The following is a 25933-nucleotide window of genomic DNA, read 5'->3' as shown; positions in this document are numbered from 1 at the left end:
AAAACCCTTCTGTGTCAGTTCTAGACATTGAGTAATTTAGAAATTACTATAGTTCCAGTATAGATAAAAACATTACCTATGAGTAACCATTCCTTTTTTGATGAACAGAAAGAGCAATTTTTAGTAGAAGCAAGAATTCTTGATAAATATTCTTGGGCTTGGGTAAAAGTAATTATGCCTACTGCTAAAAAAGCAGGTTCTAAGATTGCCTACATAGACCTTTTCTCCGGTCTAGGTATATATAAGTATGGAGCAAAGTCAACACCAATTAAAGTTTTAGAAACAGCAATTGCTGATCCAGATATGCGAAATATGCTGAAAACCTTATTTAAGGATGCCAATCCTGAATATACCAATTCTTTCCAAGAAGCTATAAGTAAAATTCCTGGTATTGATAATTTAAAATATAACCCAGAAGTGATAAACCATGAGGTAGGGGAAAATTTTGTTAAAGCGTTTAATCAGCTAAATTTTGTTCCTACATTATTTTTTCTAGACCCCTGTGGATACAAAAGACCTGTCAGGAAAATTAACTTGGTGTGAAAAAAATGGTAGAAGGGAATTTTGAGGGTGTAGGAAAAGGAAAAATCCACTAAATTAACTATATTTAAGAATATCAACATCGTACAAAATAAATACTGGGAATAACTAACCATCAGTTTCAAGACTTGTTAGCCCAATGTGGAATGTAGCATAAAAAACTTCAAGGTGACATAGAAAGTAAAAAGATAGGTATAAATCAGAAAGGAGCAGGGGGGAAAGGGAAACTAGAGATAAAAGAAAAAAGAAGAGGTATGTCTATGCTTATTCTATTGGAGGACAATGCCAATATTTGAGGTTTTAGGTTTGCATTGCTGTATATGGAAAACGGAAGCAAAGGACACATTTCATTACTGACTAGAGATATTACGAGATGTTTTCCCTCCTAGTCTCCTTGAACAGGTAGAAAAACATGATAGGGATTATGCCATGGCCACTCAGAACAAAAGGCATGAAACAAAGAGTTTTCCAACAAGGGTATTTTTGTTGCACATGTCATTAGACTTGTAAAAATATTCCGGGTACCTCAAGAAAGATTTCCCCTGGATTCCCCAATTTAGTCACAAGTAATTCTTACTATTTTTGGTTTATTCACATTAGGAATTGGTTCATGAGTGTTGCCCATTTCATAAATGTTATGGATATGAGGTCAGTTATGAATTTGTCATCAACATCTTCATGGATAGGAACTATCCGTAACTATTCCCAACCCTGCTTCTTTCCTTGGCTCTTTCCTAATCCTAACACTGTGAAAAGCTAGACACAGACTCCTTTGTAAATTTTCGGACGTCTCTAATGGATTATCTTTGGATCTTATTTGCTCAGTTTCTAGAGAAAATTAAGGCTGTGATTGTATATTCTTTTTTAACTATAATCGCATTAATATGGATGTAGGTAATAAGGTATTTGAATAAAATAATAATGTAATTCTTGAGGGAAATAGAGTAGATAAATTAGGTAATTATTTAGAATGAGTTAAACCTAAACTACAAGAAACAGACTTAATAATTATAGAATTTGTGAAGCTTTACAAGACATGCAGTTTGAATATGTTTAAAGCTCTTTCTTTAAACATGAAAACAGAAAATGTACTAGTTATTACTTAATATTTTTTGTAAGCAAGCACTTCAAAGGCTATGAAATTATGAAAGAGGTAATGGCAAAAGAAAGTTGTAAGTACAATCAGGGTGTCCCTTCTGTTGAATATAATGCAGCTATTCTTAGACAACCATTTTTGTTTGAGTTATCACGTCCTCTGGATGAATTATAACAAATGCTGCTTGATGAATTTGCAAGTCAAACAATAACGATGCAAGAAATTTATATACAGCACAATATTGGTAGATGTTTTATTAGCAAGAATTATAAAAATGCTCTCAAATATTCCCAATTTTTTGGTGCATTGACCAAACCATGTTTCAGCGATTTTTTTTATTTAAAATGCTCAAATTCTGTGATACTATCCTGAGGTAACTATTCCATCCTCAAATGATGATGTATAATATGAACAGCATGATTAGATGCAGTATAAAAGAGGTGTTTAGCTGCCTTAATAATGCGTGTTTTATTAGAAATAAAATCTTTAAACTTGACTATAATCAAAATATCAGCCTTACCTGCAAGTACCGTTTCTAGAATATGGGTATCTTCTTAATCAGGAATAGCAACTATACCAGTCCCACCTAAAGTTAATTGTGGAGAAAAATAAATTGCTCCGAGTTGGGTATAACTAATAATTGCAGATAGATAAGAATCGATAAATGCTGTGGGAATACTTAGCTGTTCCTCAAGGACTGAACCTAAACGGTTAATCATACCCGAAGATATAATTAACTGTACTAGCCCTAATTCACAATAGCCTTGCCTGATGATTCTTACTAAATTTTGACTGGATGAATTCTGCTTTCCTTTCCTATCCGACAGCAAAGATGCACATCAGATGTTAAGATCAAAACATAACTGTATTAAATTTGGTGGTTGGAGCATTTTCAGATAACATTTAACTTGATAAACTGACTTATTAATGAATATATAATTAGGTGTATTTAATCGTAGCCATTTCTAACTTTAGATAAAATACAGTTTTTATTGTACCACAAAGTTCACAAGGAATTTATATGTTTGAACAAACTAGATTGACTTAGACCGATAAAGAAATCGATAGCTTGATGAAAGATTCGTCTAAAATAGCCCAACAAATACAAGTATGAAATATTAATTTAAACTTGCAATTTTTAGCTAATCTTCCAGCAGAGGCTTATACAGCATTGTAACATAGAGAGGTAATAGCTTCACCTGAAGATTGGCAAAAAGTCACCCATCAAATCGCACCTATCTTAGTAGATGCTCAATATGAAATTACTCATCGTCAAATTATGGAACAGATGAAACTGGATAATTTAGATGAGATGGAATCTGATGATTATATTTTAGCTGCTGCTTTGAAACTTACCAGTTAGTTTATTAAGGTATTGCTCGTTTAGATGAATTAACTGAATAGTATATAAAATGAGTAAAATTCAACCCAAATTAATAGATGTAGTAGCATTAACAGTTGATATCCCTCTTCTGTCACTTTCCGGGTTTTCTGAATAAAAGAATAAAAAAAGGAAACCCTGAAAGGTAGGTGGGGTAATGGATGTAGAGTTACAAATCCTGAAACATTTAGCAAGAGATGCTCACCCAACAGTTGTCATGATAGATGAATATTGTGCAAAGTATAAAGACCTGTTTAAGGAAGTAAAAAATTATGAGTGCTTCAAGTATTATTTACACATGGGGATAATATCAACTATAAAACGAAAATCGGTACCAGAGATAGCAAAGGTAGTGAGCATAAACTCAGCCCAGTCATTACATCATTTTCTAGCTAATTCAGATTGGTAAGTAGATGAATTAAAACAACGAAGATTAAATAAACTCAAGCAAGAATTGAATGAGCAGGCGATTACAGTAGTAATACATGAAACCGGAGATAGAAAAAAAGGGAAAAAGACTGATTATGTAGCTAGACAATATTTAGGAAGCGTGGGAAAGGTAGATAATGGAAAAGGAACACTAAACGAGTCAGATAAATATAAAACTAAAATAGAGTTCCCATCAGAGATAATGACAGAATTAATGGAATCAGGGTTAAATATTGAATTAGTACTAGCTGATAGCTGATATGGCGAAAGTAGCCAATTCATTAGAAAATTAGGTGAATATAAGTTAGATTATGTAGTATCAATTAGAAGTAATCATGGAGTCTGTTTACCTTCAGGAGAAAGCGTTAGAGCGAATAAGTGGTGTAAATTTGAGAGAACATTTAGCAATCAAAAATCAAAGACTAGATACATTAGGGAAATAATTTATGGTAAAGAAAGAGCCATAAATTACTGGGAAATAACTACTGACCCAGAAACCATGCCAGAAAATTCCACCTCCTTTGTAATGACGAATCTTCAAGGTAACTTGAAGAAGACTTTAGGCAACTTATATGGATTAAGAACCTGGGTTTAATATGGGTTTAGACAGTGTAAATAGGAACTAGGATGGACAGATTACCGTTTCACTAATTTCCAACATATTGAGAGATGCTGGGAGATTATTTTTAGTGTTTATACGATGATTAGTTTAAATTCTCCAGTCTTCTTAGGCTTCAATCAATCTCATCAACTTGAGACTGAAGCACAAGAAAATAATGATGCTGTTTTTTCTAATCATCCGCAATGGAATCATGAATCTGGATGGAAGAATACTTTAAAGAATCTACGTCTCATTATCCAACCACTCTTACTATTTTGGTTAATTTATCCCTGGTTAAGTATTTTCCCTAATTCACATTTAGTGCTGGGATTTAATCATTTAATTGCTGCCATGAATCAATTTAAACCCTGTTATGCTTCTGGATGATTTAGCTTCTTTACTACTTGCTTATTCTGGAAAGTGACAGCAGAGAGATATACCTGAATATAAGTTATTGCGTGGTCAAGTTGGTACAATAGTCGAATTACTAGCAGATGGTACTGTATTTCAAGTATAATTTAGCGATAGTAATGGACAAACATACGAATCTTTTGGCTTGCTTCCAGAGCAAATTATGGTTTTACATTTTGAGCCAATATCCCCTACTTTAGTGCTGGATAGTGTTGTATTTGAAGTAGAATTTAGCTAAACCCGCCACAAGCCTGAAACTCAATTCCTTGAGTCAGTATTGAGAGGAATGACGAGTTTTTCATAGGTTTCAATGTAGTGGTAGCTACAAAATTAAAATCCTAGAGCTTGACTGCTTGCTTCTTTTCTGTAGTCTGGGAATTATTGCTACTGTTAACAGGTTGTGGATCTAAAAAAGCTTCTTTACCTGTAATCAATCGAGAGCGACGATTACGAGTGATATAATTCCACGCCCACTGAATTACTACTACTAATTTAGTATCAAACTCGATTAAGAAGTAGATGTGAATTACTAGCCAAAATACCCAAGCAAGGAAACCAGTGAGTTTGATGAAGCCTAAATCTACAACAGCTAAATTTTGCCCAATCATTGCCAAACTACCCACGTCGGTGTAATGAAATTCTGGCAAAGTATGACCTTGAAGCCGTAGTTGAATCAGTCCACCTACATACTCTCCTTGTTGTTTGGCTACGGGTGCAACACCAGGTAAGGGTTTCCCATTTTGATGGGAGAAGTTGGCTAAATCTCCAATTACGAAAATGTTTTTATAACCCTTGATAGTCAAATTCGGTTCTACAATTACACGCCCAGCGTGATCACATTCTACATCTGTACGTTCTGCTAAAATTCTCCCCAGTGCCGAACCCTGAACACCTGCTGCCCACAAGATAGTTTTTGAAGCAATTTCTATCAATTCACCATCTTGCTTGAAAGTAACAATGTCATTTTCAATATTTGTCACCCTGGTATTAGTGTGGATAACCACTCCCAACTTTTGCAAGGCTGCTGCGGCTGCTTGGGATAACTCTGGTGCAATGTGTGGGAGAATGCGATCGCCCCCTTGCAATAGTAAAACTCTCGTTTCTGAAGTGTTAATGTTGCGGAAATCTTCTTGTAGAGTTTTGTATGCCAACTCTGCGATCGCACCTGCTAATTCTACACCAGTCGGACCACCCCCCACAAGCACAAAAGTCAAAAAAGCACGACTTTTTACGGGATCCGTTTCTTTTTCTGCCCCTTCAAATGCTGAAAATATCCGGCGACGCATTTCTATCGCATCTTCCACAGTTTTCAAGCCAGGAGCAAATTCTCTCCAGTTATCCTTACCAAAATAGGAATGGTTAGCACCTGTAGCCACAATTAATGTATCATAGGGTATTATTTCATCACCCATAATAACTTTTTGCGCTTTTGGATCAATATTATTTACTTCTCCCAGCAGCACTTTTGTATTCTTGCTTTTGCTAAATACAGAACGCAATGGTGCAGAAATATCAGCAGGTGATAGCGTACCTGTGGCAACTTGATATAAAAGCGGCTGAAATAGGTGAAAGTTACGTTTATCAATGAGAGTAACATTTACATTTGTGTTAGCAAGAGCCTTTGCTGCATACAGTCCACCAAAACCACCACCAATGATGACAACCTCATGTGATGGCTTTTTTTGAGGTGAAACAACCATAGAAAATATTTCCTTTTGTTAAGACTTATGTAACGTTTCTTAACACAGATGTAACAAAATTATAATGTACTTTGCCGTTTATTTAGAACACCTAAAAAAATACTAAAAGTATTCAAAGTTACGAAATAAGTCAACCCCTTCGGGGAATTAAAGATTAAAAGCTAATCAGTGGAAGCTTGTACTCACACCTAGGAGAGTGAATAATTGAGAGAATTAGTAAGCATTCCACAGCAATTCCTATCCAAATTAAGGGCATCCTTGACACCATCACCAGTGAAAGCGACCACATGACCAAGGGTTTTATATGCTTCGACTAACCTGAGTTTCTGTTCTGGCATCACCCTGGCAAATACTAAATTCGTTTTGTCCTTGTGGAGTATTTGCCGTAATTGAGTATCAGAAAGATGTCCTAATTGTTCTCCTGTAATAATTCTAGCCTTGCCTTTGACTAAACCAATCTTTTGAGCGATTGCAGCTGCTGTTAAGCCATAATCACCTGTAATCATTGTCACTTGAATACCTGCACGATGACAAAGGGCAATCGCATTGGCAAATTCTGGACGTGGTGGATCAATCATTGCCACCAATCCCAAAAAGGTCAAGTGCTGTTCCAACAAATTATTACCAAGCTGTTTCAATTTAGCCCCACCTTGACTTGTTGCTACTCCTAGTACACGATAACCTTGACTAGCAAGTTGATCATTAGCCACCGCAATTTCTTCCCGCTGGGTTTGCGTCAGTTCCAGCTTTCCATCTGCATGCCATAAATATCGTGAATGTTGCAATACATCTAAAGTTGTATCCTTGCTAAAAACCAAGTACTGTGAATTTCCAGTATTGTCCAACTGCAAATGCCCTTCTAGCAAAACTGTCATCATTCGTCGATGGGAATCAAAAGGTACTTCCCGAATTCTTGGTGCTTGATGTTGCAACTCCTCCAATTTCAAGCCAGCCTTAATTGCTGCTACTAGTAGTGCTGCCTCCGTAGGATCACCTGATCCTAGCCATTGATTGGAGTTGGGCGGATGATTTAACTGCGCATTGGAACAAAGTGCCGCACCAGCCAACATTAACCGCACCTGAGACTCATATTCACCATAGGTAATTTCTACTTCTCCCTTGGGTTCATAACCTACCCCAGTTACATTAATCTGAGTATTGGGAATCCATAATTGGCAGACAGTCATTTCATTTCGAGTCAAGGTCCCGGTTTTGTCGGTGCAAATAACAGTTGTTGCACTCAGAGGTTCCACCGCAGACAAACGCCGTACTAAAGCATTCTTATTTGCCATGCGCTTAACACCAATAGCTAAGGATAGATTCACAGTAGGTAGTAAGCCTTCCGGGACAAATACCACAATAATGCCAATCGCAAAGATAAAACTTTCTCTGAGTTACATTCCTCCCAACAACTAACTTAGTAAGTAAAAATATCACCATACCCATACCCAAAGCAATCATGGTAATGATGTTAACTACTCTGGAAATCTGCACTTCTAAAGTGCTGGCTTCCCGCTTTACATTTGTTGTGAGATGGGCTACTTGACCAAATTCTGTATGTGTGCGTGTTGCATATACCACCGCCAGTCCCCGACCGGCTGCAATGGTAGAACCTGCAAATACGAAGTTACTAGCTTGGGTGGGAAGCATGGATATTGTCTGCAGTGACAGGTTGGCAAATCCGGGGAACTGGCAAAGATTCCCCTGTGAGTACTGACACATCTACATATAAAGACTGACCTGACTATCAATAATTCTGGCATCAGCGGAGATTTTATCACCTTCTGCTAACTGCATCACATCGCCGCTAACTAACTCACGGGCAGGAATTACAGATAATTTCCCATCTCGATAAACTTTTGCTTAGGAAGGTAAGATTTTTTTTAAAGCTCCTAAAGCTTTTTCCGCTTGAAACTCCTGCCAAAAACTAAAAATAGCATTAATCCAAATAACTGCCCAAATTGCCCAACCTAATTCTGGTGTTTGAGAAATAAAAGCTAAAATCCCCGCTATCCACAACCGCAACGCCATAAAATGGGTTAACTGGTCGGTGAAAGGTAGAATTAAAGGTCGTGTTTGTGGTTCGGGAAGTTCGTTATAACCGAATTGTTGTAATCTTAAGTTGACTTCTACCTCGCTGATACCTTGGCGAGTTGTTGTTAGATTCTTTTAGAGATCTGTAGGTGTCAGCGTCCAAATATGAGAATTTAAAGGCATACTCTCAGTATCAATCTGGCTTTGATATCCTAGATACTGAGTCTATACCTCTTCATCTGTCGGAGGTGAGGGGTATGTTTTCTAGGGTGGTTAGTATGTAGTATGTAGGGTGCGTTAGGACCGCGAAAATATCATAAACTATACATTAAATTATATACGCTCCTAAGAGATGATTTATAAAGTAAATGTTTAGGAGAGAAGAGGAAGTAGCATAATTCTAGTCATAAGAGCATATATAGCCCCTTCCCTCATTTGTGTTAAACGCTCATAATCCTTGCTTAGACGATGATATTGGTTAAACCACCCAAATGTTCTTTCTACTACCCAGGGTTGTGGTAAAACTTTAAATTCTTGCTCAGTAGGTCCTATGACTTCAACATGAGCTTGAATCAGGAACCAAACTGCAAGTGCAAATTTATCACCTTCATAACCGGAATCAACCCATAAAACTTGGACTTTTTCCAATAATTCTGTGGGTTCCTCTAGCAGTTCCATTAGTGCATAGGCAGCAAGTATTCGTTCTGGGGCATTGGCTTTACTAACAACAAGTTTCAACACAAGTCCAAGGCTATCAACTAAAGTCTGCCCCTTTCTCCCTTTTACCTTTTTACATCCGTCAAAACCATACACATCCCCTTTTTTTGGTCAGTGTTGACCGACTGACTGTCTGCAGCGAGCGCGGTAGGTTGTGTTGATTTACCTAATTTCGAGCGAACTTGACCACCCAATATATGGTTGAATTTTTCCCAAACCCCCTGGCCCTGCCATTTCCTGTAATAGCTATATACCGTTGACCTTGGCGGGAAGTCACCTGGAAGCATATTTCATTGACATCCAGTTTTCAAATGATAATAGATGGCATTACATATTTCACCCATATCTGTTATGGGTGGATGCCCTCCTTCTTTGGCTGGTGGAATCAATGGGGCCAGGATTTCCCACTCCATATCAGTTAAGTCTGTGGGGTAAGACTTTCGTTCCATCAGTAGCTATGTAAATACACTAGATTTTATGTATCCTATCCTTCCAACATTCCTTTTCTACTCCCCTTTACATTTACTTTATTAATAGCCTCTAACACACCAAAATTGATTCCAATTGATTTAATAAATTAAGTTGCCTTACTCTCGTCTAACACACCCTACTGTCTGAATCAGGATTTACAGGATTTGGTGATGTACAGGATAATGATTTCTAATATCTTAGTTGGTAACCGCTTAATAAATGGGGGCAGACTACCTTTTCAGGAACGATTTTACGCCATTTGAGGCTTCTCATTGAACGATTCACCCCGGATTATTGAGCGGTTACTTTAGTAGTTTGTTAATTTATTTAACATGCTGACAATTATGATGATGTATTGATGAGATACCCAAAACTAGAAGATACCGATTGAAAGGTCCCAAGAATTCTTAGAATTAGTAGACTACCTATAATTTTCCAACTCAAATAAATCAGCAGTTAAACAAATGTATGAATAGCTCGAGATTTACTATTTTTATCGTCTTTAGATTTCCTTGGATTTTCATGGATACTGCTGCTGTCATTGCTCTTCTTAAAGCATATGGTCAAGAAATTAGGTTTGGTAAAACAGGATTGATAGTTGCTATTTCTATCATTTTACCAATTATTATTACCCTGAGCTATGCAGCATTTAAGGGGACGTTTTAATGATGATTGTCAGAATCAGGATATTCAGGATGTTGGTTTTTGTTGCCTGTATTTACACTAGGTCCTTGAGCTTCTAATACATTCTTCATTTTCTTCCAAACAGACTTTGATCTTGCAGCGTCAATAAATTCATGTCCTTACTAAGTAAGCCTCTTTGCCCTCGCTTGAGGAGTAGTACTATGCATAGATGATACATCGATACTTTGCCTTCAACCAAACCACCATCAATCATAATAAAAATATCGTGACCAATTTGTTCATCAGTGTACCCATTGATTATTATCTTATTAGGTGCATATTGCAACCATATTTATTTCTCTGATTAAATCCATGTCACGTTTCATAAATTACTAGAGAAAATTTGATTTCTATTATCTATATCAGAAAACATTCTAGTAAAAGTAGTTGCAATATATTGAGCGATACTATATCCCAACCAGAATTCAGATGTTTTCCAGTGTTTACCCTTGTCTCGTTCATTTATTGGCGGAAAGCAATTTAATTTATCTCTTACAATTTCTATATCTTGATTATTCGTCAGTTTTATGCATTGCTCAACTGCCTCAACTAAGTTAAGACCAATTTTTTTTACTTGAGTTTCATCATTCCAGCCGTTTTTAATAATTAAGATTGCTTTCAAGGGGAGTATCCCAATTTGGCAAAAATAAAAGAATCCAGATTTAATCAAGTGGTTCTTCTGACTCTTGCTCAGATCCAGAACTAATGTCTAGCAAATAATCATCCAGGGTATGAGTTATTCTCTGTATTTGATCACCAAGAGAACGTCTATAAACAGACATAACAGCATCAGTATGCTCTTGAGTACCAGCTTTGCCCAAATGCTTATATTTAATCAGTTTGTCTGATGTCGGGCATTGGAAATATGGGATTGGCACTTGTAATTTGTAGTACCAATATTTCTTGAAGTTTTGACGGACTTGATAACCGGCTACCCAAGCCCCGGATGCAGCCAGAACACCCTGCTTCAATAAAATGTTGTTTTTCTAAGGCTGTAATGGCCTTTTTAATCCACTGAAATCGAGCTATTTTATCCTGTGACGAATATCAGAGTCGGCAATTTCTGCAAATAGATTCCAAATTCCATCATGCCCATCTCCCAAGCAGTAAAGAGTTTTACCGATGTTTTGGCTATTGACCAAATTACTTAGGGAGAGATTGTCTTGAAAAAATGCTCCTTAATATATACCCTCTAATCGCCCTGTTTTATACTCCTTCCAGTACACAGGCTTTCCTTTCTCTTGAGAGCGTAACTGCACTTTTACCCCCTCTAAGCAGACCTCTGTTAATTTCTGTCAGGACTTACGCAACTAGCACAAATAGCGGGCGGGATGTAGCCCTGGCACGCAACAATTGAACTCAAACCAAGCACATAGGAAGACTTGGGCGTTTTAGTTGCTGAATTAAATAATTAGAAAGCAATCTATGCTTGTTTTGATAAACAGTTTGACCAGTTTGATAGGCTAAATTCTTTAATCTAATCTAAACCAATATTGCACAAGCAATATGATTTATTTGAAGCCTAGCTTTACGACATTGACAAGATTCAATGCCACTTATTTGTTTAATCTCTCGGTGAAAATCCTCGATTCTCCAACGAATTTTACACACCTCTTGTACAACATTCGTAGAATTTTGAGATAAATCGTTAGTAGCGACATAATCCGTTCTGTTGGTAGAAACAGCAACCCGGAATAGTTTCACTTTTTTCTGAGCGGGAAACCCTTTAATTTTTATAATTTTACCACATTCTAACTCTTCAGTACTCCATTCTCATAATTCAATAGGTTTATCTTTTTCTTTGGCAAATGTATCATCAACTAACCGATCCTTTTTTAAAGGGCAAGAATAAATTTTGTCTAAGCTATCAATATACAGCATGAAACTGTTTAGTGCGTATCATGTGTCCATCAAAACCTTATCAAATGGGAAAAGCTGATGATACACCAGTTTTTGCAGCATATCTTTCACATGGTCTATCTTGGTTTTACCATCCACATCAGAATTAAAAATGCGGTAATCTATTACCCCAAATCTTTGAACTTTAGGATTCACATATACACAACTGACTACACCAATTCCTTTGAGTATGCCATGTTCATTACCACTATATTGTCTCCTCACCATCTCTACTTCTTCAGAATATCTTTTGTCTAAAACACTGTCATCAAATATGATGTACCCATTACCATCAGGTTCTACTACCTCTTTCACCTTATCCCATAGTAAACGAGATGTTAACTTTTCGGTTTTTAAATAATAGTTAATTGCATCATGGCTAATACTTTCTAAATGCTCTGCTAAATTAGTAATTGTATAATTAATTTGACTACTTAATAAGTATTAGCAGTAATCAAGTTTAGTAAATCTCATTACCTTCAGCAACATTTATCTAATACAATCTCCTACCTATTTTCTCATGAATATTTGAATAATGTTTCCTGTTGCAGCTACTTCTTATGGGTTGATAAAGCTTTCCATATCCGATTTATTTAATACCGATGTACTATATTTCACCCATGGCCTGTGCCAGTTGCCTAAGTCCTGTCTGTTTTAAGTTCGGGGGAGATAAGTCCACTTTTTTGACTTGCCGATGATAGGTACTATAACCAAATTCTATCCCTGTTAGAACCTTAAGGTCATTCTCTGCGTCCTGGAATGACTCCTTGGCTGCAAGTGACAAAAAGCACTCTCCAACCAATGGGCTAAATCGCCTATACGGTTCTCTCCCCAAAGGAGATGCTTGTTTGTTAGTGACTTTAATCTTACCAATGCAACTCCTGATTGTCCGTGTTTTACCTTTCTTGTGACAGTCTTTTCTCCGACAAAAAAAAGGCGCTTTTCGGACTGACATGTTCTAAAACCTGGTCGCCTACAGATGTTTCGATGCCTTCAAATGTTTGGATTTTCTCGGGTTGGGTATTTTTATAAAGGATTTTGACTATCTCTTTGATGTGAGCTTCTAAAAGTTTTTTATCTTCTGCTGTCATTGTTTTAAACCATACTCTCTGATCCCCACAATTTTCTCAGTTATGGACCGCATTTGTATAGTCCCCCCTTAATTCGCGATGATGCCTCGCGAATTATTTATCCTTTCTTTCATCTTCTTCCCAAATTGGGATGCTCCCCTTTCAAGTAAATTCCTACTGCCATTCTAGAAGTCTCAATGGCTTTTACTTGAGGACGTTCTTCCAACAAAAGAGACACTGTAGCTTGTAACTCTTTATGGGCGCTTTTTATAAAACTTGTAGCTAAGTGATTGAACGTATTTAATTGTAAGATATCGTCGTACCCATCAGCATAGTCTACACAGTTTAACCAGAGCAAAATGAATTCCCAGAAAATTTCATGTTTGGCTTTAATTTCAAGCTTAGAATTATCTGGCATTGATGTCGAAGAATGAAACGCATTTATAGGACACAAGCCAAATCCAATAGGAATATCAACTTGCCAAAAACATGAATCAAAGTAGAATGCTCATTTGTAGAGTTGTAGAGTGAGCCAATCTGATGAGAACCAGGTTTAGTATTTCTATAAAACCAGTTTTCAATTGTCTTATCAATATTTGATGGGGATATCCAAGAACAATTAAACTGCTTTGAATATTCTAAAATAGCCAGGCTCAGTCTTGCTGTAGGTAGTACATCTTCCCTACGGAATTTTCCATTTATTGGTTGCAGCCAATCTTCAGTTGGTTTCATATATATATAATTCACCTAATAAACCCTAAACTACTTCATATTACAAAATATTTCTTGTGGTGGTGTTTTAGCAATATGGCCTCAATTATTACAATAATAATACACTACAGATAGAAAAAGATAAAAACGCAAAGACACAAAAAACACTTTGCGTCTTTGTTTCTTAGCGTCTTTGAGCGAAACTCAACAGGGTAAGCTATTTCACTTACCGCATAAATTAAATGATGATAGTGCTTTCAAACAAATTCAAAACAATTTGAATTTTGAATTTTGAACTTTGAATTGTTTATGCACCTTCCCGCAACTTATCCAAAACACTGCGGTCTTCCAAAGTCGAAGTATCCCCCGATACCTGCTGACCTGCGGCTAAATTCCGCAATAAACGGCGCATAATTTTACCAGAACGGGTTTTCGGTAAGGCATCAGTAAACCTAATTTCACCAGGACGTGCGATCGCACCAATTTCTTGAACAACGTGCTTCTTCAGTTCCTTACTCAACTCCTCACTGGCTTGATAAGTACCCTCTAAGGTCACAAAAGCTATAACTATCTCACCCTTTAACTCATCAGGTTTACCTACCACCGCAGCCTCAGCCACCGCTGGATGAGATACCAACGCAGATTCTAATTCCATCGTTCCCAGGCGGTGTCCAGAGACATTCAGCACATCATCCACACGCCCCATCACCCAGAAATAGCCATGCTCATCCTTTCTTGCACCATCACCAGCAAAGTACGTATAGTTACCATCTTTGGGGGGAATATGTTCCCAATAAGTCCGACGAAAGCGATCAGGATCACCGTAAACAGTCCGCATCATTCCCGGCCAAGGATGACGAACCGCTAAATAACCACCTTCATTTTCTGGGACAGAATTACCTTCTAAATCCACGATATCTGCAATAATCCCAGGGAAAGGCAAAGTCGCTGAACCTGGTTTAGTGGGAATTGCACCAGGTAAGGGTGTAATCATAATACCACCAGTTTCCGTTTGCCACCAAGTATCAACAATAGGGCAGCGTTCACCACCAATGATTTTGTGATACCACATCCAAGCTTCTGGGTTAATAGGTTCACCGACACTTCCCAGTAAACGTAAGGAAGAAAGATTGCGTTTTCTCGGATGGTGTTCACCCATCTTAATAAAGGCGCGGATGGCTGTCGGTGCGGTATAAAAGATAGTTATGCCGTATTTTTCAATTATATCCCAGAAGCAACCAGGATTAGAACCACGGGGCGCACCTTCATACATAATAGTGGTTGTACCATTGGAAAGGGGTCCATAAACAATATAGCTATGTCCTGTAATCCAACCTACATCAGCAGTAGACCAATATACATCTGTGTCCTGGAGGTCAAAAATCCATTTTGTGGTAATATGGCTGTATAAGTTATAACCACCAGTTGTATGGACAACACCCTTGGGTTTACCAGTACTGCCAGAAGTATAAAGGACAAACAGCATATCTTCGCTGTCCATTGGTTCGGCGGGACAATCTGCGGAGACACCTTTTTGTAAATCATGCCACCAGTGATCCCGTCCTGGTTCCATCTGGGTTTTTTGACCTGTGCGTTTTACCACCAGCACATCTGTGACGCTGGGAACTGCGTTATCAGCTAAGGCTTTATCTACCTGTTCTTTCAGGGGAACGATCGCATCTTTACGCCAACCACCATCTGCTGTTACTACTAATTTAGCCTCAGCATCGTTAAGGCGATCGCGCAAAGCCTCCGCACTAAACCCACCAAAGACAACGCTATGGGGTGCGCCAATTCTCGCACAGGCTAACATCGCAATAGCAGCTTCGGGAATCATCGGCATATAAATACCAATGCGATCACCTTTTTTGAACCCCAACTGTTTCAGTACATTGGCAAACTGGCAAACTTCTCGATGCAATTGGGAGTATGTTAGCGTGCGGGAATCTCCCGGTTCACCTTCCCAAATCAAAGCAGCCTTATTTTTCCGCCAAGTAGTCAGATGTCTGTCAAGACAATTGTAAGAGATATTAATCTTACCACCCACAAACCACTTCGCAAAAGGAGGTTGCCAATCTAGCACAATATCCCATTTTTGAAACCAATCTAACTCCGTTTCCGCTAATTTTGCCCAAAAAGCCTGTGGATCAGCCTTAGCTTGATCATAAATCCGCTGATATTCTTCCAGACTTTTGATATTAGCCTGTTGCGAAAAATTACTAGAGGGATGAAAAAGTCGGTTTTCCTGTAGGATAGATTCTATAGTCGGTTGAAACATGATGATCTATGTAAACGATATAGTGACTGAGAACTATTTTTAATGGAGTTGTGTCAAGTAGTATTTAGATTTTCGTTAAGCTGGATGAAAATCTTTAATTTATTCAGTTGACACAAGTCAAAACTAAACCAAAATGAGTAGATTAAGACAGATTAAAGCTCAAGATAATAAGCTGTGGCCCATTTAAATTGTATAATTTTGAGCCTAAAATCCTTCTATAACCTAGTTCGGGTTAAAAAACTAGATGCGTGACAGTTTATTAAGTATGATTGAGGAAATGACAAATGGTGCATCTTGTACCTTGCTAAAGGGTAATATAACAGTGTACTGCTTAGTTAATAGGTATTTTGCACCAACTAACTGGGTAAAAACCTGGGTCGTCATATACTGAAAGTCTCGCTATCACAAGACTTGGGAGTAATTGCCAATAGCATTTTTTTTTAACCAAATTTAAACACTAAACCATGAATCATATATACAACTTAAAAGGGTATAAAATTTACAGCAAATAGTTAGTTACTGAAAAGTAGGGCGTAGTTTGCAAGCAAAAGAAATTAAGCATAAACTAAAGTTGCTCATTGAGCAAGCCTCGGCAATAGATCCTCAGTTATCAAAAAGATTAGATGAGATCAATCGGTGGGTCAAATATATTCGGCCTGGTTCCCTGACTGCTAAACCATTTGTCCTTGCTTTTCTTCTTGAGGTGATTACCGACTCTACAATTTGGCTGATAATTCAATCCTTACCTTCAGAAGCAGCACGACAAGCAAAATTCAACCAGATGACCCCAAATGAGAGGTATTGGTATAGCTATCTATTTCCTAAGTGGATAAACTCAACAGATGCCAAATTTTATATTTGGAAGAAAAAAATGATGGCGGGAGAGTTTAATCAGTTTGATGGTGATATCATTAAATCAATAGCTCAAGATATTGTGCGTCGTGAAGGGAACATTTGGCAGCGTTATATTGCCGACCTTTCTATGGCAACAGATTTAATAGTTAGTAATCATCAACAAAAACCACTCTGTATTCAAGTTACCAGTGTCAGCGAAGAGTTCCATGAGCAAAAGTATGAAAAGTGGCAAAATGCACTGCAATTGTGGCAAATAGAGAGAGGATTGTTCTTAAGTTACAATCCTGGGGAGAGTGACTTTATCAACCAATTAGTCAATGTGGCACTGTATAACAGTGACCATCTTGATCAAGGGAACTATCTAAATTTTTCCTGATATCAAATTTTTGATATCCAATATCTGAGTCCTAGCCTAAATTGTTACCTGCTTACAACAGCATTTATGGTTAACCAACAAGAAATGAACAGCATTACTCAAGTAGATGAATTTGCTGAAATTTTAGCAGCAGCCCGTAGAATGCAGCAAGACTGGCTAGAATATGGGCTAAATTTTGTTCACCTTTATGTTGAAGATGTAGATGGAGATTGGTTAGAAACGTGGGGAAATGATGAAATATTAGGTAATTCTCTATTAGATTCTATAAAAGAATTTCTGGTCAGTAATGACAATGTTGCTGTAAAAATTAGGTATGGCTTGGGAGATAGACCACTGTTTGATTTAGCAATAAATTTGGAAGAATGCTTGAGGATTACTAGAGAAGATGAAAAAACATCTGCTGTCAGAGATATTTTAGCTCGTCATCTTCTTGCTTGCGATATCGAATTGCTTGATTTAGCAAATAGTTTAGTAGAAAAGCTGATGTAAGTAAAAAGCAGAAGATAGAAGGGAAGAAAGCAAACTTTAGCTTTTTCAACTTTTGTCACTGGATAGTTATTTTCACCATGCTGCACTAGTAGTCTGTCAACCCAAGAAATGACGGGTGAAGGTAAGCAGGGGAAGAATAGAAATTTTTTTCCTATCATCACCCTTAAAATGTCTTTGACAGACTACTAGTAAAAAACGGTAAATTATTCAGTAGAGACGTTGCACGCAACGTCTCTACACATTCTCGTAGATTTTTATCAAAAAAAAGCACCTGCTAAGCTGGTTAGGACATCAACAAGATGATAAATCTTAGAGGATGTTTGAAAAGAGGATGTTTGAAAAGAGGATGTTTGAAAAGTTGGAAAAGGTATAATTTGTTATTCTGTATCCCTTCGTTTCACTGCGTGAATGCGAAGCGTGCCGGAGGCTCTAGAATCTAGGGTCTGAGCGATTAATCTGACTGCTTCACTGCGCTGCGCTACGTACCCTGCGGAAAGCAAGCTACAGCATGACCTTTCAAACACCCTCTTACACACAAACAGACTTGCACTATTTCACCTAATCTAGAAGTCTTTAAGGAACAAGAACACCTCTGAGTTCCTGCACGTGCTGTTGATAAACAAACCAGGTTTGATTAGTACCAATGTCATCTTGACAGGGAAGTGGTTTTTCAAGTATCACTTCCCAATAATCTCTCAACTTTTCAGTGTTACCTCTAGGAGGTGTAGGTGTAGTCTGAATTACTCTTCTAAGAGAAGAAATAGAAAATTTATTACCACACTACAGCCAGAGACAAGAGTAATTTCTGACTACCTAATCTAATTCTCATTTTGATTTTATTTAAGTCTCGTGAGTTTTACCTGAGAGTTTAGTAACATTATTTTTGCACGAATTACCTGATATTGATATCTAATGCTGCATCATTGCTATGAAATGCAATCATGCACCAAACAGCAGAGGATCTATCTGTACAAGGTAGACCTGTTTGAGTTATGGTGTGTGTCATAAGCGAAGCTTACAGCAGTTTGTGATCGCACCCTTAGCCCCTAAAGAGTTAATTTTTTCTTCCTCTTTAAAAACCTGGAGACATTGAGCACATCTTTTCTTTTTCTAATTTATAGCCCATAGAAATCCTCATTCAGAATTTGTCCAATGGAAAAAGGACAAGTTATAGGATACTCACTGTCTTCCGATACACGAACCCCAAATTTAGCTAGTTTACCCTCCTTAATTGCCACTTGACGGGCATCGGGATAGGCTTTTTCTACAGCTTCCATCAAAAAACTTTTTAGAGATGGGGTATCGGCCAAATTGTCGAGAACCCGTTGACGATGTTCAATAACTGAACTGTACCAACTTCCCTTCATTGAATCGGGTACATCATGCTGAATCTTGAACTTGAGTAAGTGAGTCAAGAAAATGTTCAGATTGCTTCTGAGGGTATTCTTCTCGGATTTACCCAAATTAACTAACTCCTCAATTAAATGCTCAATATCCAGCGACTCAAATTCATGATTTTGTAACTGCTGAATCGTTTGCTCAATCCATAATTGCAAATGGCTATGATATAGCGTATTAGTCATCTTTGAAGTTTACTCCTAATTCAACTAATTAGCCCCACACTAACAGTCTCTAGTTTACGAGCATTTAGATTGGTTCTTGGGTAAGACAACCTCTTTGAAATCTCATGGTTTTGGGAATTAGAAACCACCCTATAGTTTACCTGACGCAAAAACAGAAGTAGAAGCGTTGACATTGAGTTTTAGATATGCATTCATAGAATTGATAAGGAATAACTATTTAATAAAAATCCTAGAAGCTTAAAGAAACAGTTGATTCCTCTCTGCATCTCTGTGTGAGAAAACATTCTGAGAGTTGAGATTCTTCCTAAGAAGAATGTAATATTTGCGGTTGAGTAAACATGATAGATAAATATCATATTTTATTTTGTGTTACCCAAAGCAAATTTCTATGGTAAATACACTGCTGACTAAAAAAGTAGAGGCTATTGTTTTTGATGCTCCTGTATATCTATTTTATGCAGCTAATGAAGGCGTAAAGTAGAAGTTGTTGGTACTATCTTCCGTGAAGAAAACTACGGCAGAGTTCTACCGAACGAAAGCCCCGCCAGAAAAAGAATCAACAGTGCCTTACTCAGTTTGCGAGAAAATGTTACTTATCAAGCTTTGTATGATAGGTTGTTTGAGGCGAAAAAACCTTAAAGATTCAAAATTCAAAATTCAAAATTGGGTAATGGGTAACAGGTAGTTGGTAAGTGCTACCCAGTCCCCACCCCCTAATCTTTCGCCAGTTGGGCTTTAACCTGTTGCCAAAGTGCATCTAATTCTTCCAAGCTATACTCTGTCAGGGGGCGATTAATTACATCTTCCATTTTTTGTAATCGTTGAATAAATCGCTGACTCGTACCTTGCAAACCTGCACTCGGATCAAGATTATGCCATCTAGCAACTTGAATAATTGCAAATAGTAAATCACCTAATTCTGATTCTTGTCTTTCCGGTGTTTCCTCAGTTAAAGCCTGTTGAAATTCCCCTAATTCTTCGTGAAACTTTCCCCAAACTTCATCAACATTGTTCCACTCAAACCCAACACTAGCAGCCTTTTGAGAAATCTTCATTGCTGCATTTAAAGGTGGAAGACTACGCCGATAACGACTAAGTTTATCACTCAGTTTTTGCGTTGCTGGTGTTTCTCCTTTTTCTGCGGCTTTAATAGTTTCCCAATTTTGACGCACCTCCTCCATATTTGCCACTGTCACATCACTAAAAACATGAGGATGACGACGAATCAATTTTTGAGAAATACCTTCAGCGATTTGTTGCAAAGAAAAATCACCGGCTTCACTGGCAATTTGTGCTTGTAATACTACCTGTAATAATAAATCACCTAATTCTTCTGCGATCGCTCTTTTATCTCCTGTTTGAATAGCATCAACCACCTCATAAGCCTCCTCAATCACATAGGCCGTCAGACTTTCCCGCGTTTGTGCCAAATCCCAAGGACAACCACCTTCAGGCGATCGCAATTTTGCCACTACATCAATTAATTCTTGTAAAGCCACCAAAGTTTGATTATCTGCCATAAAACTTCCACCTACCTCCGGGTTTACCTCTGGGTACCTCTGGGTTTTCTCACCGCCTTGACACCCCTTATCGGTTTACGCTTCTTAATTTTGCCATGGTTCAGCAACCCTTGAATCCCCTGCTTTTGGAAACGTTTATAAGCCGAATTAGTCCAATCGCTGAGAGAATGACTCATAGCACCGAGTTCAAACCCCACAAACAGAGCAAAAAATTCCCCATAATATATAGATATAGTCCGCCCCACAATCCTCCAAACATCCCCCCAGTTGAAAGCCACATTACCCAACTTAGCGAAAACTACCAAAACCAAAATCGCCACAACCGCCAAAAAAGTCGTGAGATAAACCACCCGCAGAGTCGTACCAATAATTGGCCCATGGGACAAAAAAGACCGATGACGCAGACTTTTTTGATAAGGCAGCCAAATCCAACGCAAAAACCCCCAACGCTGAAACTGACGGGAGTAAATATCTAAATCTGGGCCAAACATAAACCCACCAAACATAAACCCACCCGCCACCAACAAAGTCACATTACTACTGCGAGTGGACACCAAAGTCACACCCGTCACCATAGGCAAAGACCAGATAGTAATGCGATCATGCGTTTGACCAGAAGGCATCTTGGAAAATTAAAAATAAAAAATAATTAAAGATTCAATACTCAGTAAGTATAACCGACAACCTAGCTCATGCCCGCAAAAAAAAATTTCCCCAAACCCCTTGCACAATTTAAAAAGAGTATGCTATATTAATTAAGTGATGAGAAGGGGCGGTTAGCTCAGTTGGTAGAGCGCCTGCCTTACAAGCAGGATGTCATCAGTTCGAGTCTGGTACTGCCCATTTAAAATAAATTTTCTGCCATAGCAGTTCACACTTAATTTGTGGGCTGCTACAAACTTTTTAGGGTAAATTGTAAACCAAAATTTTCTAAACAAAGCTTTTAGATTTGACAAATACTAGAGGCGCTATTGCGTTGGTAATCATCGGTAATCATCAAAAATTTAATTTGTAAATTCTCACTATATATAATAAAGTCCATTCCATTCCAGATAACCAACTCTTATATAGAGTATTTACTATGCTCTGTCAAGTCCTATTGACATTTTGTAACAATTTTGTTAAAGTAGTTTACATAAAGAAACAAACGAAGGAAAAACATTATGTATACCACCACCAACGAAGAAGGCATCCTCAACAACTACGCAACCGAACCAAAACTGTACTACGCTGAATATCCTTCACCTGAACAACAAAGCCGCTACCTTTTTCAAGGTGCAGTGGCAGCTTTATTCGTGACATTTACACTTTTAATCGCGTTGGGTGTTAGCTAAGATGTTTTAAATCTTTTCAGCTTCGGTATTGGAATCTAATCGTCATTCTTATTTCTCCTAATCAACCTCGGTCAGTTTCACCGGGGTTTTTTATTGCTTAATCACCGTATATTAAGCTAAAACTAGTAAATCTAAACTCCTAAAGATTATTAAAGCCCCTATGCAAAGCACAAAAATAAATCTTATTGACTCAATCAGCAGGGCATACACAAAATATTTTTGTCATACTGAGAAACATGTAGCCTAGGGAAGTATCTCAGCGATTCTCCATTTTGCTGACGCTACATTCAGAATGAAAGTTTTTTGGTCAAAGTGCGTAAATCCTCTTGCAATGACCTTTTTTGAATGTTTAATTCCCCAAAAGGGTTGAAATTGTCTAATTAATTCTGTTAAATAACTTATCTAAAGTTGCTATATATACAGCACTTTACATATAAAATGAACACATATAAATATCTAAAATGCTTATAGAGTAAGGGTTATAGGGTTTAATATTGTACCAAACCGTTGAGCAAAGTGCTGTAAAGGTAGAAAAATGCATTTATTTTATAAGCTTAAATTTACTCCTTCTCAGTTAGTAAGTCTGACAGTATTGCTAACATTACTATTATTTATTCCTCAAGTTTGGCTCAATTGGCAAGCATATTATAACTTCAACAATATTGCTAAACAGGAATTTCACCTCCAAAAATTAAGTAATGAAATTACTTATTTGGATGAAGTATTAACCATGTCAGCCCGGATGAATGCGGCTACAGGTAATATTCTTTGGGAAAAAAGATATCGCCAATTTGAACCTAAACTCGATCTGGCAATTAAAGAAGCTATTAAAGTAGGTCCTGAAACATATAAAGATCAGAATCCCCAAAAAATTGATATTGCTAATCAGCAGTTAATTGCCATGGAATATAAATCTTTTGATTTAGTTAATAAAAATCAAAAACAAGCTGCACAAAAAATATTGTCCAGCCGTAAATACGAAACTCAGAAACATATTTATACCGATGGTATTGCTAAAAGGAACAAGAATATATCACTTGCATTGGAACAAAAAGTTGCTGAATATCGCCAAGGAATGATTTGGGCTATTTTAGGTTCTATTTTAAGTTTAACAATACTTATCCCAATATGGATTTTAGTATTACGTCTATTGCAAGAATATTTAAAAGCTAAAAAAAATGCTCAAGCTGCCCTAGAAGAAACTAATTATATGTTAGAAATGCAAGTTGCAACGCGAACGGCAAGCTTAAACCAGAAAAATCTTCAATTACAAAAGACACTACAAGAACTTCAGCAGACTCAAGTACAACTGATTCAAACTGAAAAGATGTCTTCACTAGGTCAGTTAGTTGCTGGTGTTGCTCATGAGATTAATAATCCTGTTAATTTCATTTATGGCAACTTAATTCACGTTAGGGAATACACTCAGAATTTATTAACTTTGATTAACCGATACCGACAAGAAAATTCTAATTACAATCCAGAAATAAATATTTTGATTGAGGAGATAGAATTAGATTTTCTGATTGATGATCTCCCTAAAATATTATCCTCTATGGCAGTTGGTGCTGAACGTATCCGTGAGATTGTCTTAAGTTTACGGAATTTCTCGCGTCTTGATGAAGCAGAAATGAAGCCTGTTAATATTCATGAAGGGCTTGATAGTACACTGTTAATTTTGCAAGATATTATTAAAGGTCAGGAGGAACAGCAGGAAATTTTAATTATTAAAGACTATGGAAATTTACCTCTTGTTGAATGTTATGCAGGAGGATTAAATCAGGTATTTATGAATATAATTGTGAACGCTATTGATGCTTTGCGTCAACAGGAAATAGATTCTTCTAAAGATATTAACAAACACTTCAGTTCAATTATTATTCATACTCAAGTCAGAAATGACGAGAAGGTAATTATCAACATTCAAGATAATGGCATAGGAATAGGAGAAACAGTTAAAAATAAATTGTTTGAACCATTTTTTACTACTAAACCTGTAGGTAAAGGTACTGGATTAGGATTATCTATTAGTTACCAGATTATAGTAGATAAGCATAAAGGAAAGATCGAGTGTATTTCTGAACCTGAAAAAGGAACAGAATTTGTGATTGAGATTCCTATTAGACAGATAAAGCCAGCAAATACATAGCAGACGAAGTAACCTTTAGATTGAAGAAAAGTCAAATTCCTATAGCTTTACCGATAACCTGAGCGATTTTCTGATAAAATCAAAAATCTGACTCCTTTAACATAGATTTCAGTATGAGCAAGGGAACTCTGTTTGACAAAGTTTGGGACTTCCACACCGTTGGGACACTTCCATCAGGACTAACGCAACTATTTATTGGACTTCATCTCATCCATGAAGTTACCAGTCCCCAAGCCTTTGCTATGCTCAAAGAAAGGGGTTTAAAAGTTTTATTTCCACAACGCACAGTAGCGACAGTTGATCATATCGTTCCTACAGAGAATCAAGCCCGTCCCTTTGTGGACAGTATGGCCGAAGAAATGATCCAGGCTTTAGAAAAGAGTTCTCAAGAAAATGACATAACTTTTTACAATATTGGTTCAGGAAATCAAGGTATAGTTCACGTCATTGCCCCGGAACTGGGACTAACTCAACCGGGAATGACCATAGCTTGTGGAGATAGCCATACATCGAGTCATGGTGCCTTTGGTGCGATCGCATTTGGTATTGGTACAAGCCAAGTTCGCGATGTTCTAGCCTCCCAAACCTTAGCATTATCTAAACTCAAAGTCCGCAAAATCGAAGTTAACGGCAACTTAAAACCTGGAGTTTACGCCAAAGATGTAATTTTACACATCATTCGCACATTAGGCGTAAAAGGTGGTGTAGGCTACGCTTACGAATTTGCAGGAACAACCCTTGCAAAAATGAACATGGAAGAACGGATGACCGTTTGCAACATGGCCATAGAAGGTGGTGCAAGATGCGGTTACGTCAACCCCGATCATATTACCTACGACTATTTAAAAAATAGAGACTTCGCCCCTAAAGATGCCAATTGGGAACAAGCCGTTACTTGGTGGGAATCCCTACGGAGTGATGCCGATGCTGAATATGATGATGTAGTACTATTTAATGGCGAATACATTCCCCCCACAATCACATGGGGAATTACACCAGGTCAAGGAATTGGCGTAGATCAAAAAGTTCCCACAGCCGAAGAACTCTTAGAAGAAGACCGCTTTGTAGCCCAAGAAGCATATCGCTACATGGACTTATACCCCGGTCAACCCATCCAAGGAACAAAAATTGACGTTTGCTTCATAGGTAGCTGCACCAACGGACGGATTAGCGACTTACGAGAAGCTGCTAAAATTGCCCAAGGTCGCAAAGTAGCAGAGCATGTGAAAGCTTTCGTTGTTCCCGGTTCAGAGAGAGTCAAAAAAGAAGCCGAAGCCGAAGGACTAGATAAAATATTTCTCGCAGCCGGTTTTGAATGGAGAGAACCAGGATGTTCCATGTGTTTAGCCATGAACCCCGACAAACTCCAAGGTAGACAAATTAGCGCCTCCTCCTCCAACCGCAACTTTAAAGGAAGACAAGGTTCTGCTTCCGGTCGTACCCTACTCATGAGTCCCGCAATGGTAGCTACAGCCGCTATTAAGGGGGAGGTGTCCGACGTGCGCGAATTGCTTTAACCCCATCCCCAACCCCTGCAGCGAGGAGGGGAGTGAAGATACTTTCTTAAGCTCTTCTTCCTTCGTGTTCATTGCGCCTTCGTGGTTT

The 25933-nt window shown here is 37.7% G+C and carries 22 protein-coding genes, 1 tRNA gene and 7 pseudogenes; 12 read left to right on the top strand and 18 right to left on the bottom strand.

What is annotated here, in order from left to right; translation table 11 throughout:
- Positions 1–78: 78 nt before the first annotated feature.
- From tcmP to AAZO_RS44345, 3 genes are all read left to right on the top strand, one after another.
- The gene (tcmP, locus tag AAZO_RS24070; protein ID WP_041643710.1) at positions 79–543 is read left to right on the top strand and encodes a three-Cys-motif partner protein TcmP; all 465 of its coding nucleotides are present in this window, start codon (positions 79–81) and stop codon (positions 541–543) included.
- Between the two features lie 1141 nt (positions 544–1684).
- A complete protein-coding gene (locus AAZO_RS41880) occupies positions 1685–1810 on the top strand; it encodes a hypothetical protein (RefSeq protein WP_266887143.1) in 126 nt (41 codons plus the stop codon).
- A gap of 3 nt (positions 1811–1813) precedes the next feature.
- Complete coding sequence (locus AAZO_RS44345; protein ID WP_420807037.1) at positions 1814–2008, top strand: hypothetical protein; 195 nt, start codon at positions 1814–1816, stop codon at positions 2006–2008.
- A gap of 182 nt (positions 2009–2190) precedes the next feature.
- Here AAZO_RS44345 and AAZO_RS40215 read toward each other — a convergent pair whose 3' ends face one another.
- Positions 2191–2466: a hypothetical protein gene (locus AAZO_RS40215; protein WP_228371398.1), complete on the bottom strand. Its 276-nt coding sequence runs from the start codon at positions 2464–2466 to the stop codon at positions 2191–2193.
- A 708-nt stretch (positions 2467–3174) separates the two neighbouring features.
- Between AAZO_RS40215 and AAZO_RS32255 the strand changes: the two are divergent.
- A pseudogene (locus AAZO_RS32255) lies at positions 3175–4434 on the top strand (transposase).
- Positions 4435–4483: 49 nt separating this feature from the next.
- A pseudogene (locus AAZO_RS32250) lies at positions 4484–4696 on the top strand (DUF4926 domain-containing protein).
- Positions 4697–4796: 100 nt separating this feature from the next.
- On the opposite strand, the gene AAZO_RS24040 reads toward AAZO_RS32250, so the two are convergent.
- The 7 genes and pseudogenes from AAZO_RS24040 to AAZO_RS32245 all read right to left on the bottom strand — a co-directional run bounded on the left by AAZO_RS24040 (position 4797) and on the right by AAZO_RS32245 (position 9358).
- A complete protein-coding gene (locus AAZO_RS24040; RefSeq protein WP_013193163.1) occupies positions 4797–6158 on the bottom strand; it encodes an NAD(P)/FAD-dependent oxidoreductase in 1362 nt (453 codons plus the stop codon).
- Between the two features lie 188 nt (positions 6159–6346).
- Positions 6347–7483 (bottom strand): HAD family hydrolase, encoded by a 1137-nt coding sequence (locus AAZO_RS40210; RefSeq protein WP_228371397.1) that lies wholly within the window; start codon positions 7481–7483, stop codon positions 6347–6349.
- A complete protein-coding gene (locus tag AAZO_RS40205) occupies positions 7455–7808 on the bottom strand; it encodes a cation-translocating P-type ATPase (RefSeq protein ID WP_228371396.1) in 354 nt (117 codons plus the stop codon). The genes AAZO_RS40210 and AAZO_RS40205 overlap by 29 nt, the downstream gene beginning before the upstream one ends.
- A gap of 72 nt (positions 7809–7880) precedes the next feature.
- Entirely contained in the window at positions 7881–7988 is a 108-nt protein-coding gene (locus AAZO_RS44675) for a P-type ATPase actuator domain-containing protein (RefSeq protein ID WP_476691485.1), read from the bottom strand.
- A gap of 33 nt (positions 7989–8021) precedes the next feature.
- Positions 8022–8183, bottom strand: a complete 162-nt coding sequence (locus AAZO_RS41875) for a hypothetical protein (protein WP_266887138.1) — start codon at positions 8181–8183, stop codon at positions 8022–8024.
- Positions 8184–8216: 33 nt separating this feature from the next.
- Positions 8217–8300, bottom strand: a pseudogene (locus tag AAZO_RS41870) (cation-transporting P-type ATPase); the annotation flags it as partial.
- A 264-nt stretch (positions 8301–8564) separates the two neighbouring features.
- A pseudogene (locus AAZO_RS32245) lies at positions 8565–9358 on the bottom strand (IS5 family transposase).
- A gap of 544 nt (positions 9359–9902) precedes the next feature.
- Between AAZO_RS32245 and AAZO_RS24020 the strand changes: the two are divergent.
- Positions 9903–10046, top strand: coding sequence for a hypothetical protein (locus AAZO_RS24020; protein ID WP_013193161.1), 144 nt, complete (start codon positions 9903–9905; stop codon positions 10044–10046).
- Positions 10047–10386: 340 nt separating this feature from the next.
- Here AAZO_RS24020 and AAZO_RS24010 read toward each other — a convergent pair whose 3' ends face one another.
- The 7 genes and pseudogenes from AAZO_RS24010 to acs all read right to left on the bottom strand — a co-directional run bounded on the left by AAZO_RS24010 (position 10387) and on the right by acs (position 16022).
- Positions 10387–10686: a hypothetical protein gene (locus tag AAZO_RS24010; RefSeq protein WP_013193160.1), complete on the bottom strand. Its 300-nt coding sequence runs from the start codon at positions 10684–10686 to the stop codon at positions 10387–10389.
- A 40-nt stretch (positions 10687–10726) separates the two neighbouring features.
- On the bottom strand, positions 10727–11035 hold the full coding sequence (locus tag AAZO_RS24005; protein WP_013193159.1) for a hypothetical protein: 309 nt from the start codon (positions 11033–11035) through the stop codon (positions 10727–10729).
- Between the two features lie 60 nt (positions 11036–11095).
- Positions 11096–11359, bottom strand: a pseudogene (locus AAZO_RS34530) (ISKra4 family transposase); the annotation flags it as partial.
- A gap of 64 nt (positions 11360–11423) precedes the next feature.
- A pseudogene (locus AAZO_RS32240) lies at positions 11424–12389 on the bottom strand (IS701 family transposase).
- A gap of 223 nt (positions 12390–12612) precedes the next feature.
- Positions 12613–13054 (bottom strand): annotated as a pseudogene (locus AAZO_RS32235) (ISKra4 family transposase); the annotation flags it as partial.
- Positions 13055–13163: 109 nt separating this feature from the next.
- Positions 13164–13451, bottom strand: coding sequence for a hypothetical protein (locus AAZO_RS23990; protein ID WP_013193156.1), 288 nt, complete (start codon positions 13449–13451; stop codon positions 13164–13166).
- 600 nt (positions 13452–14051) lie between these two features.
- Positions 14052–16022, bottom strand: coding sequence for an acetate--CoA ligase (acs, locus tag AAZO_RS23980; protein WP_013193154.1), 1971 nt, complete (start codon positions 16020–16022; stop codon positions 14052–14054).
- A gap of 538 nt (positions 16023–16560) precedes the next feature.
- On the opposite strand from acs, the gene AAZO_RS23975 reads away from it, so the two are divergent.
- Positions 16561–17253, top strand: a complete 693-nt coding sequence (locus AAZO_RS23975) for a hypothetical protein (RefSeq protein ID WP_013193153.1) — start codon at positions 16561–16563, stop codon at positions 17251–17253.
- Positions 17254–17319: 66 nt separating this feature from the next.
- On the top strand, positions 17320–17742 hold the full coding sequence (locus tag AAZO_RS23970) for a hypothetical protein (protein WP_013193152.1): 423 nt from the start codon (positions 17320–17322) through the stop codon (positions 17740–17742).
- A gap of 1115 nt (positions 17743–18857) precedes the next feature.
- On the opposite strand, the gene AAZO_RS23960 is transcribed toward AAZO_RS23970, so the two are convergent.
- The 3 genes from AAZO_RS23960 to AAZO_RS23950 form a co-directional block, all read right to left on the bottom strand.
- Positions 18858–19325, bottom strand: a complete 468-nt coding sequence (locus AAZO_RS23960; protein ID WP_013193151.1) for a DUF29 domain-containing protein — start codon at positions 19323–19325, stop codon at positions 18858–18860.
- Between the two features lie 713 nt (positions 19326–20038).
- A complete protein-coding gene (mazG, locus tag AAZO_RS23955; RefSeq protein WP_013193150.1) occupies positions 20039–20845 on the bottom strand; it encodes a nucleoside triphosphate pyrophosphohydrolase in 807 nt (268 codons plus the stop codon).
- A gap of 23 nt (positions 20846–20868) precedes the next feature.
- Complete coding sequence (locus AAZO_RS23950; RefSeq protein ID WP_013193149.1) at positions 20869–21468, bottom strand: metal-binding protein; 600 nt, start codon at positions 21466–21468, stop codon at positions 20869–20871.
- A gap of 147 nt (positions 21469–21615) precedes the next feature.
- Between AAZO_RS23950 and AAZO_RS23945 the strand changes: the two genes are divergently transcribed.
- The 4 genes from AAZO_RS23945 (at position 21616) to leuC (ending at position 25845) form a co-directional block, all read left to right on the top strand.
- Positions 21616–21688: transfer RNA gene (locus tag AAZO_RS23945), tRNA-Val, on the top strand.
- Positions 21689–22008: 320 nt separating this feature from the next.
- Positions 22009–22179: a photosystem II assembly protein Psb34 gene (gene psb34, locus AAZO_RS34525; protein ID WP_013193148.1), complete on the top strand. Its 171-nt coding sequence runs from the start codon at positions 22009–22011 to the stop codon at positions 22177–22179.
- 535 nt (positions 22180–22714) lie between these two features.
- Positions 22715–24328: a sensor histidine kinase gene (locus AAZO_RS23935; RefSeq protein ID WP_013193147.1), complete on the top strand. Its 1614-nt coding sequence runs from the start codon at positions 22715–22717 to the stop codon at positions 24326–24328.
- A gap of 113 nt (positions 24329–24441) precedes the next feature.
- Entirely contained in the window at positions 24442–25845 is a 1404-nt protein-coding gene (gene leuC, locus AAZO_RS23930; protein WP_013193146.1) for a 3-isopropylmalate dehydratase large subunit, read from the top strand.
- The last annotated feature ends 88 nt before the right edge of the window (positions 25846–25933 follow it).

The organism is 'Nostoc azollae' 0708, from assembly GCF_000196515.1.
In the GTDB taxonomy this organism is placed as follows: domain Bacteria; phylum Cyanobacteriota; class Cyanobacteriia; order Cyanobacteriales; family Nostocaceae; genus Trichormus_B; species Trichormus_B azollae.
This window is presented reverse-complemented; position numbering and strand designations above follow the sequence as displayed.

Excerpts from the sequence above, each read along its gene's own strand:
- AAZO_RS23960 (WP_013193151.1), bottom strand. The coding sequence starts at position 19,325 with ATGACTAATACGCTATATCATAGCCATTTGCAATTATGGATTGAGCAA.
- leuC (WP_013193146.1), top strand. The coding sequence starts at position 24,442 with ATGAGCAAGGGAACTCTGTTTGACAAAGTTTGGGACTTCCACACCGTT.
- AAZO_RS24040 (WP_013193163.1), bottom strand. The coding sequence starts at position 6,158 with ATGGTTGTTTCACCTCAAAAAAAGCCATCACATGAGGTTGTCATCATT.
- psb34 (WP_013193148.1), top strand. The coding sequence starts at position 22,009 with ATGTATACCACCACCAACGAAGAAGGCATCCTCAACAACTACGCAACC.
- mazG (WP_013193150.1), bottom strand. The coding sequence starts at position 20,845 with ATGGCAGATAATCAAACTTTGGTGGCTTTACAAGAATTAATTGATGTA.
- acs (WP_013193154.1), bottom strand. The coding sequence starts at position 16,022 with ATGTTTCAACCGACTATAGAATCTATCCTACAGGAAAACCGACTTTTT.
- AAZO_RS23990 (WP_013193156.1), bottom strand. The coding sequence starts at position 13,451 with ATGCCAGATAATTCTAAGCTTGAAATTAAAGCCAAACATGAAATTTTC.
- tcmP (WP_041643710.1), top strand. The coding sequence starts at position 79 with ATGAGTAACCATTCCTTTTTTGATGAACAGAAAGAGCAATTTTTAGTA.
- AAZO_RS24020 (WP_013193161.1), top strand. The coding sequence starts at position 9,903 with ATGGATACTGCTGCTGTCATTGCTCTTCTTAAAGCATATGGTCAAGAA.
- AAZO_RS23935 (WP_013193147.1), top strand. The coding sequence starts at position 22,715 with ATGCATTTATTTTATAAGCTTAAATTTACTCCTTCTCAGTTAGTAAGT.
- AAZO_RS44345 (WP_420807037.1), top strand. The coding sequence starts at position 1,814 with ATGCTGCTTGATGAATTTGCAAGTCAAACAATAACGATGCAAGAAATT.
- AAZO_RS23970 (WP_013193152.1), top strand. The coding sequence starts at position 17,320 with ATGGTTAACCAACAAGAAATGAACAGCATTACTCAAGTAGATGAATTT.
- AAZO_RS41880 (WP_266887143.1), top strand. The coding sequence starts at position 1,685 with ATGAAAGAGGTAATGGCAAAAGAAAGTTGTAAGTACAATCAGGGTGTC.
- AAZO_RS40205 (WP_228371396.1), bottom strand. The coding sequence starts at position 7,808 with ATGCTTCCCACCCAAGCTAGTAACTTCGTATTTGCAGGTTCTACCATT.
- AAZO_RS23950 (WP_013193149.1), bottom strand. The coding sequence starts at position 21,468 with ATGCCTTCTGGTCAAACGCATGATCGCATTACTATCTGGTCTTTGCCT.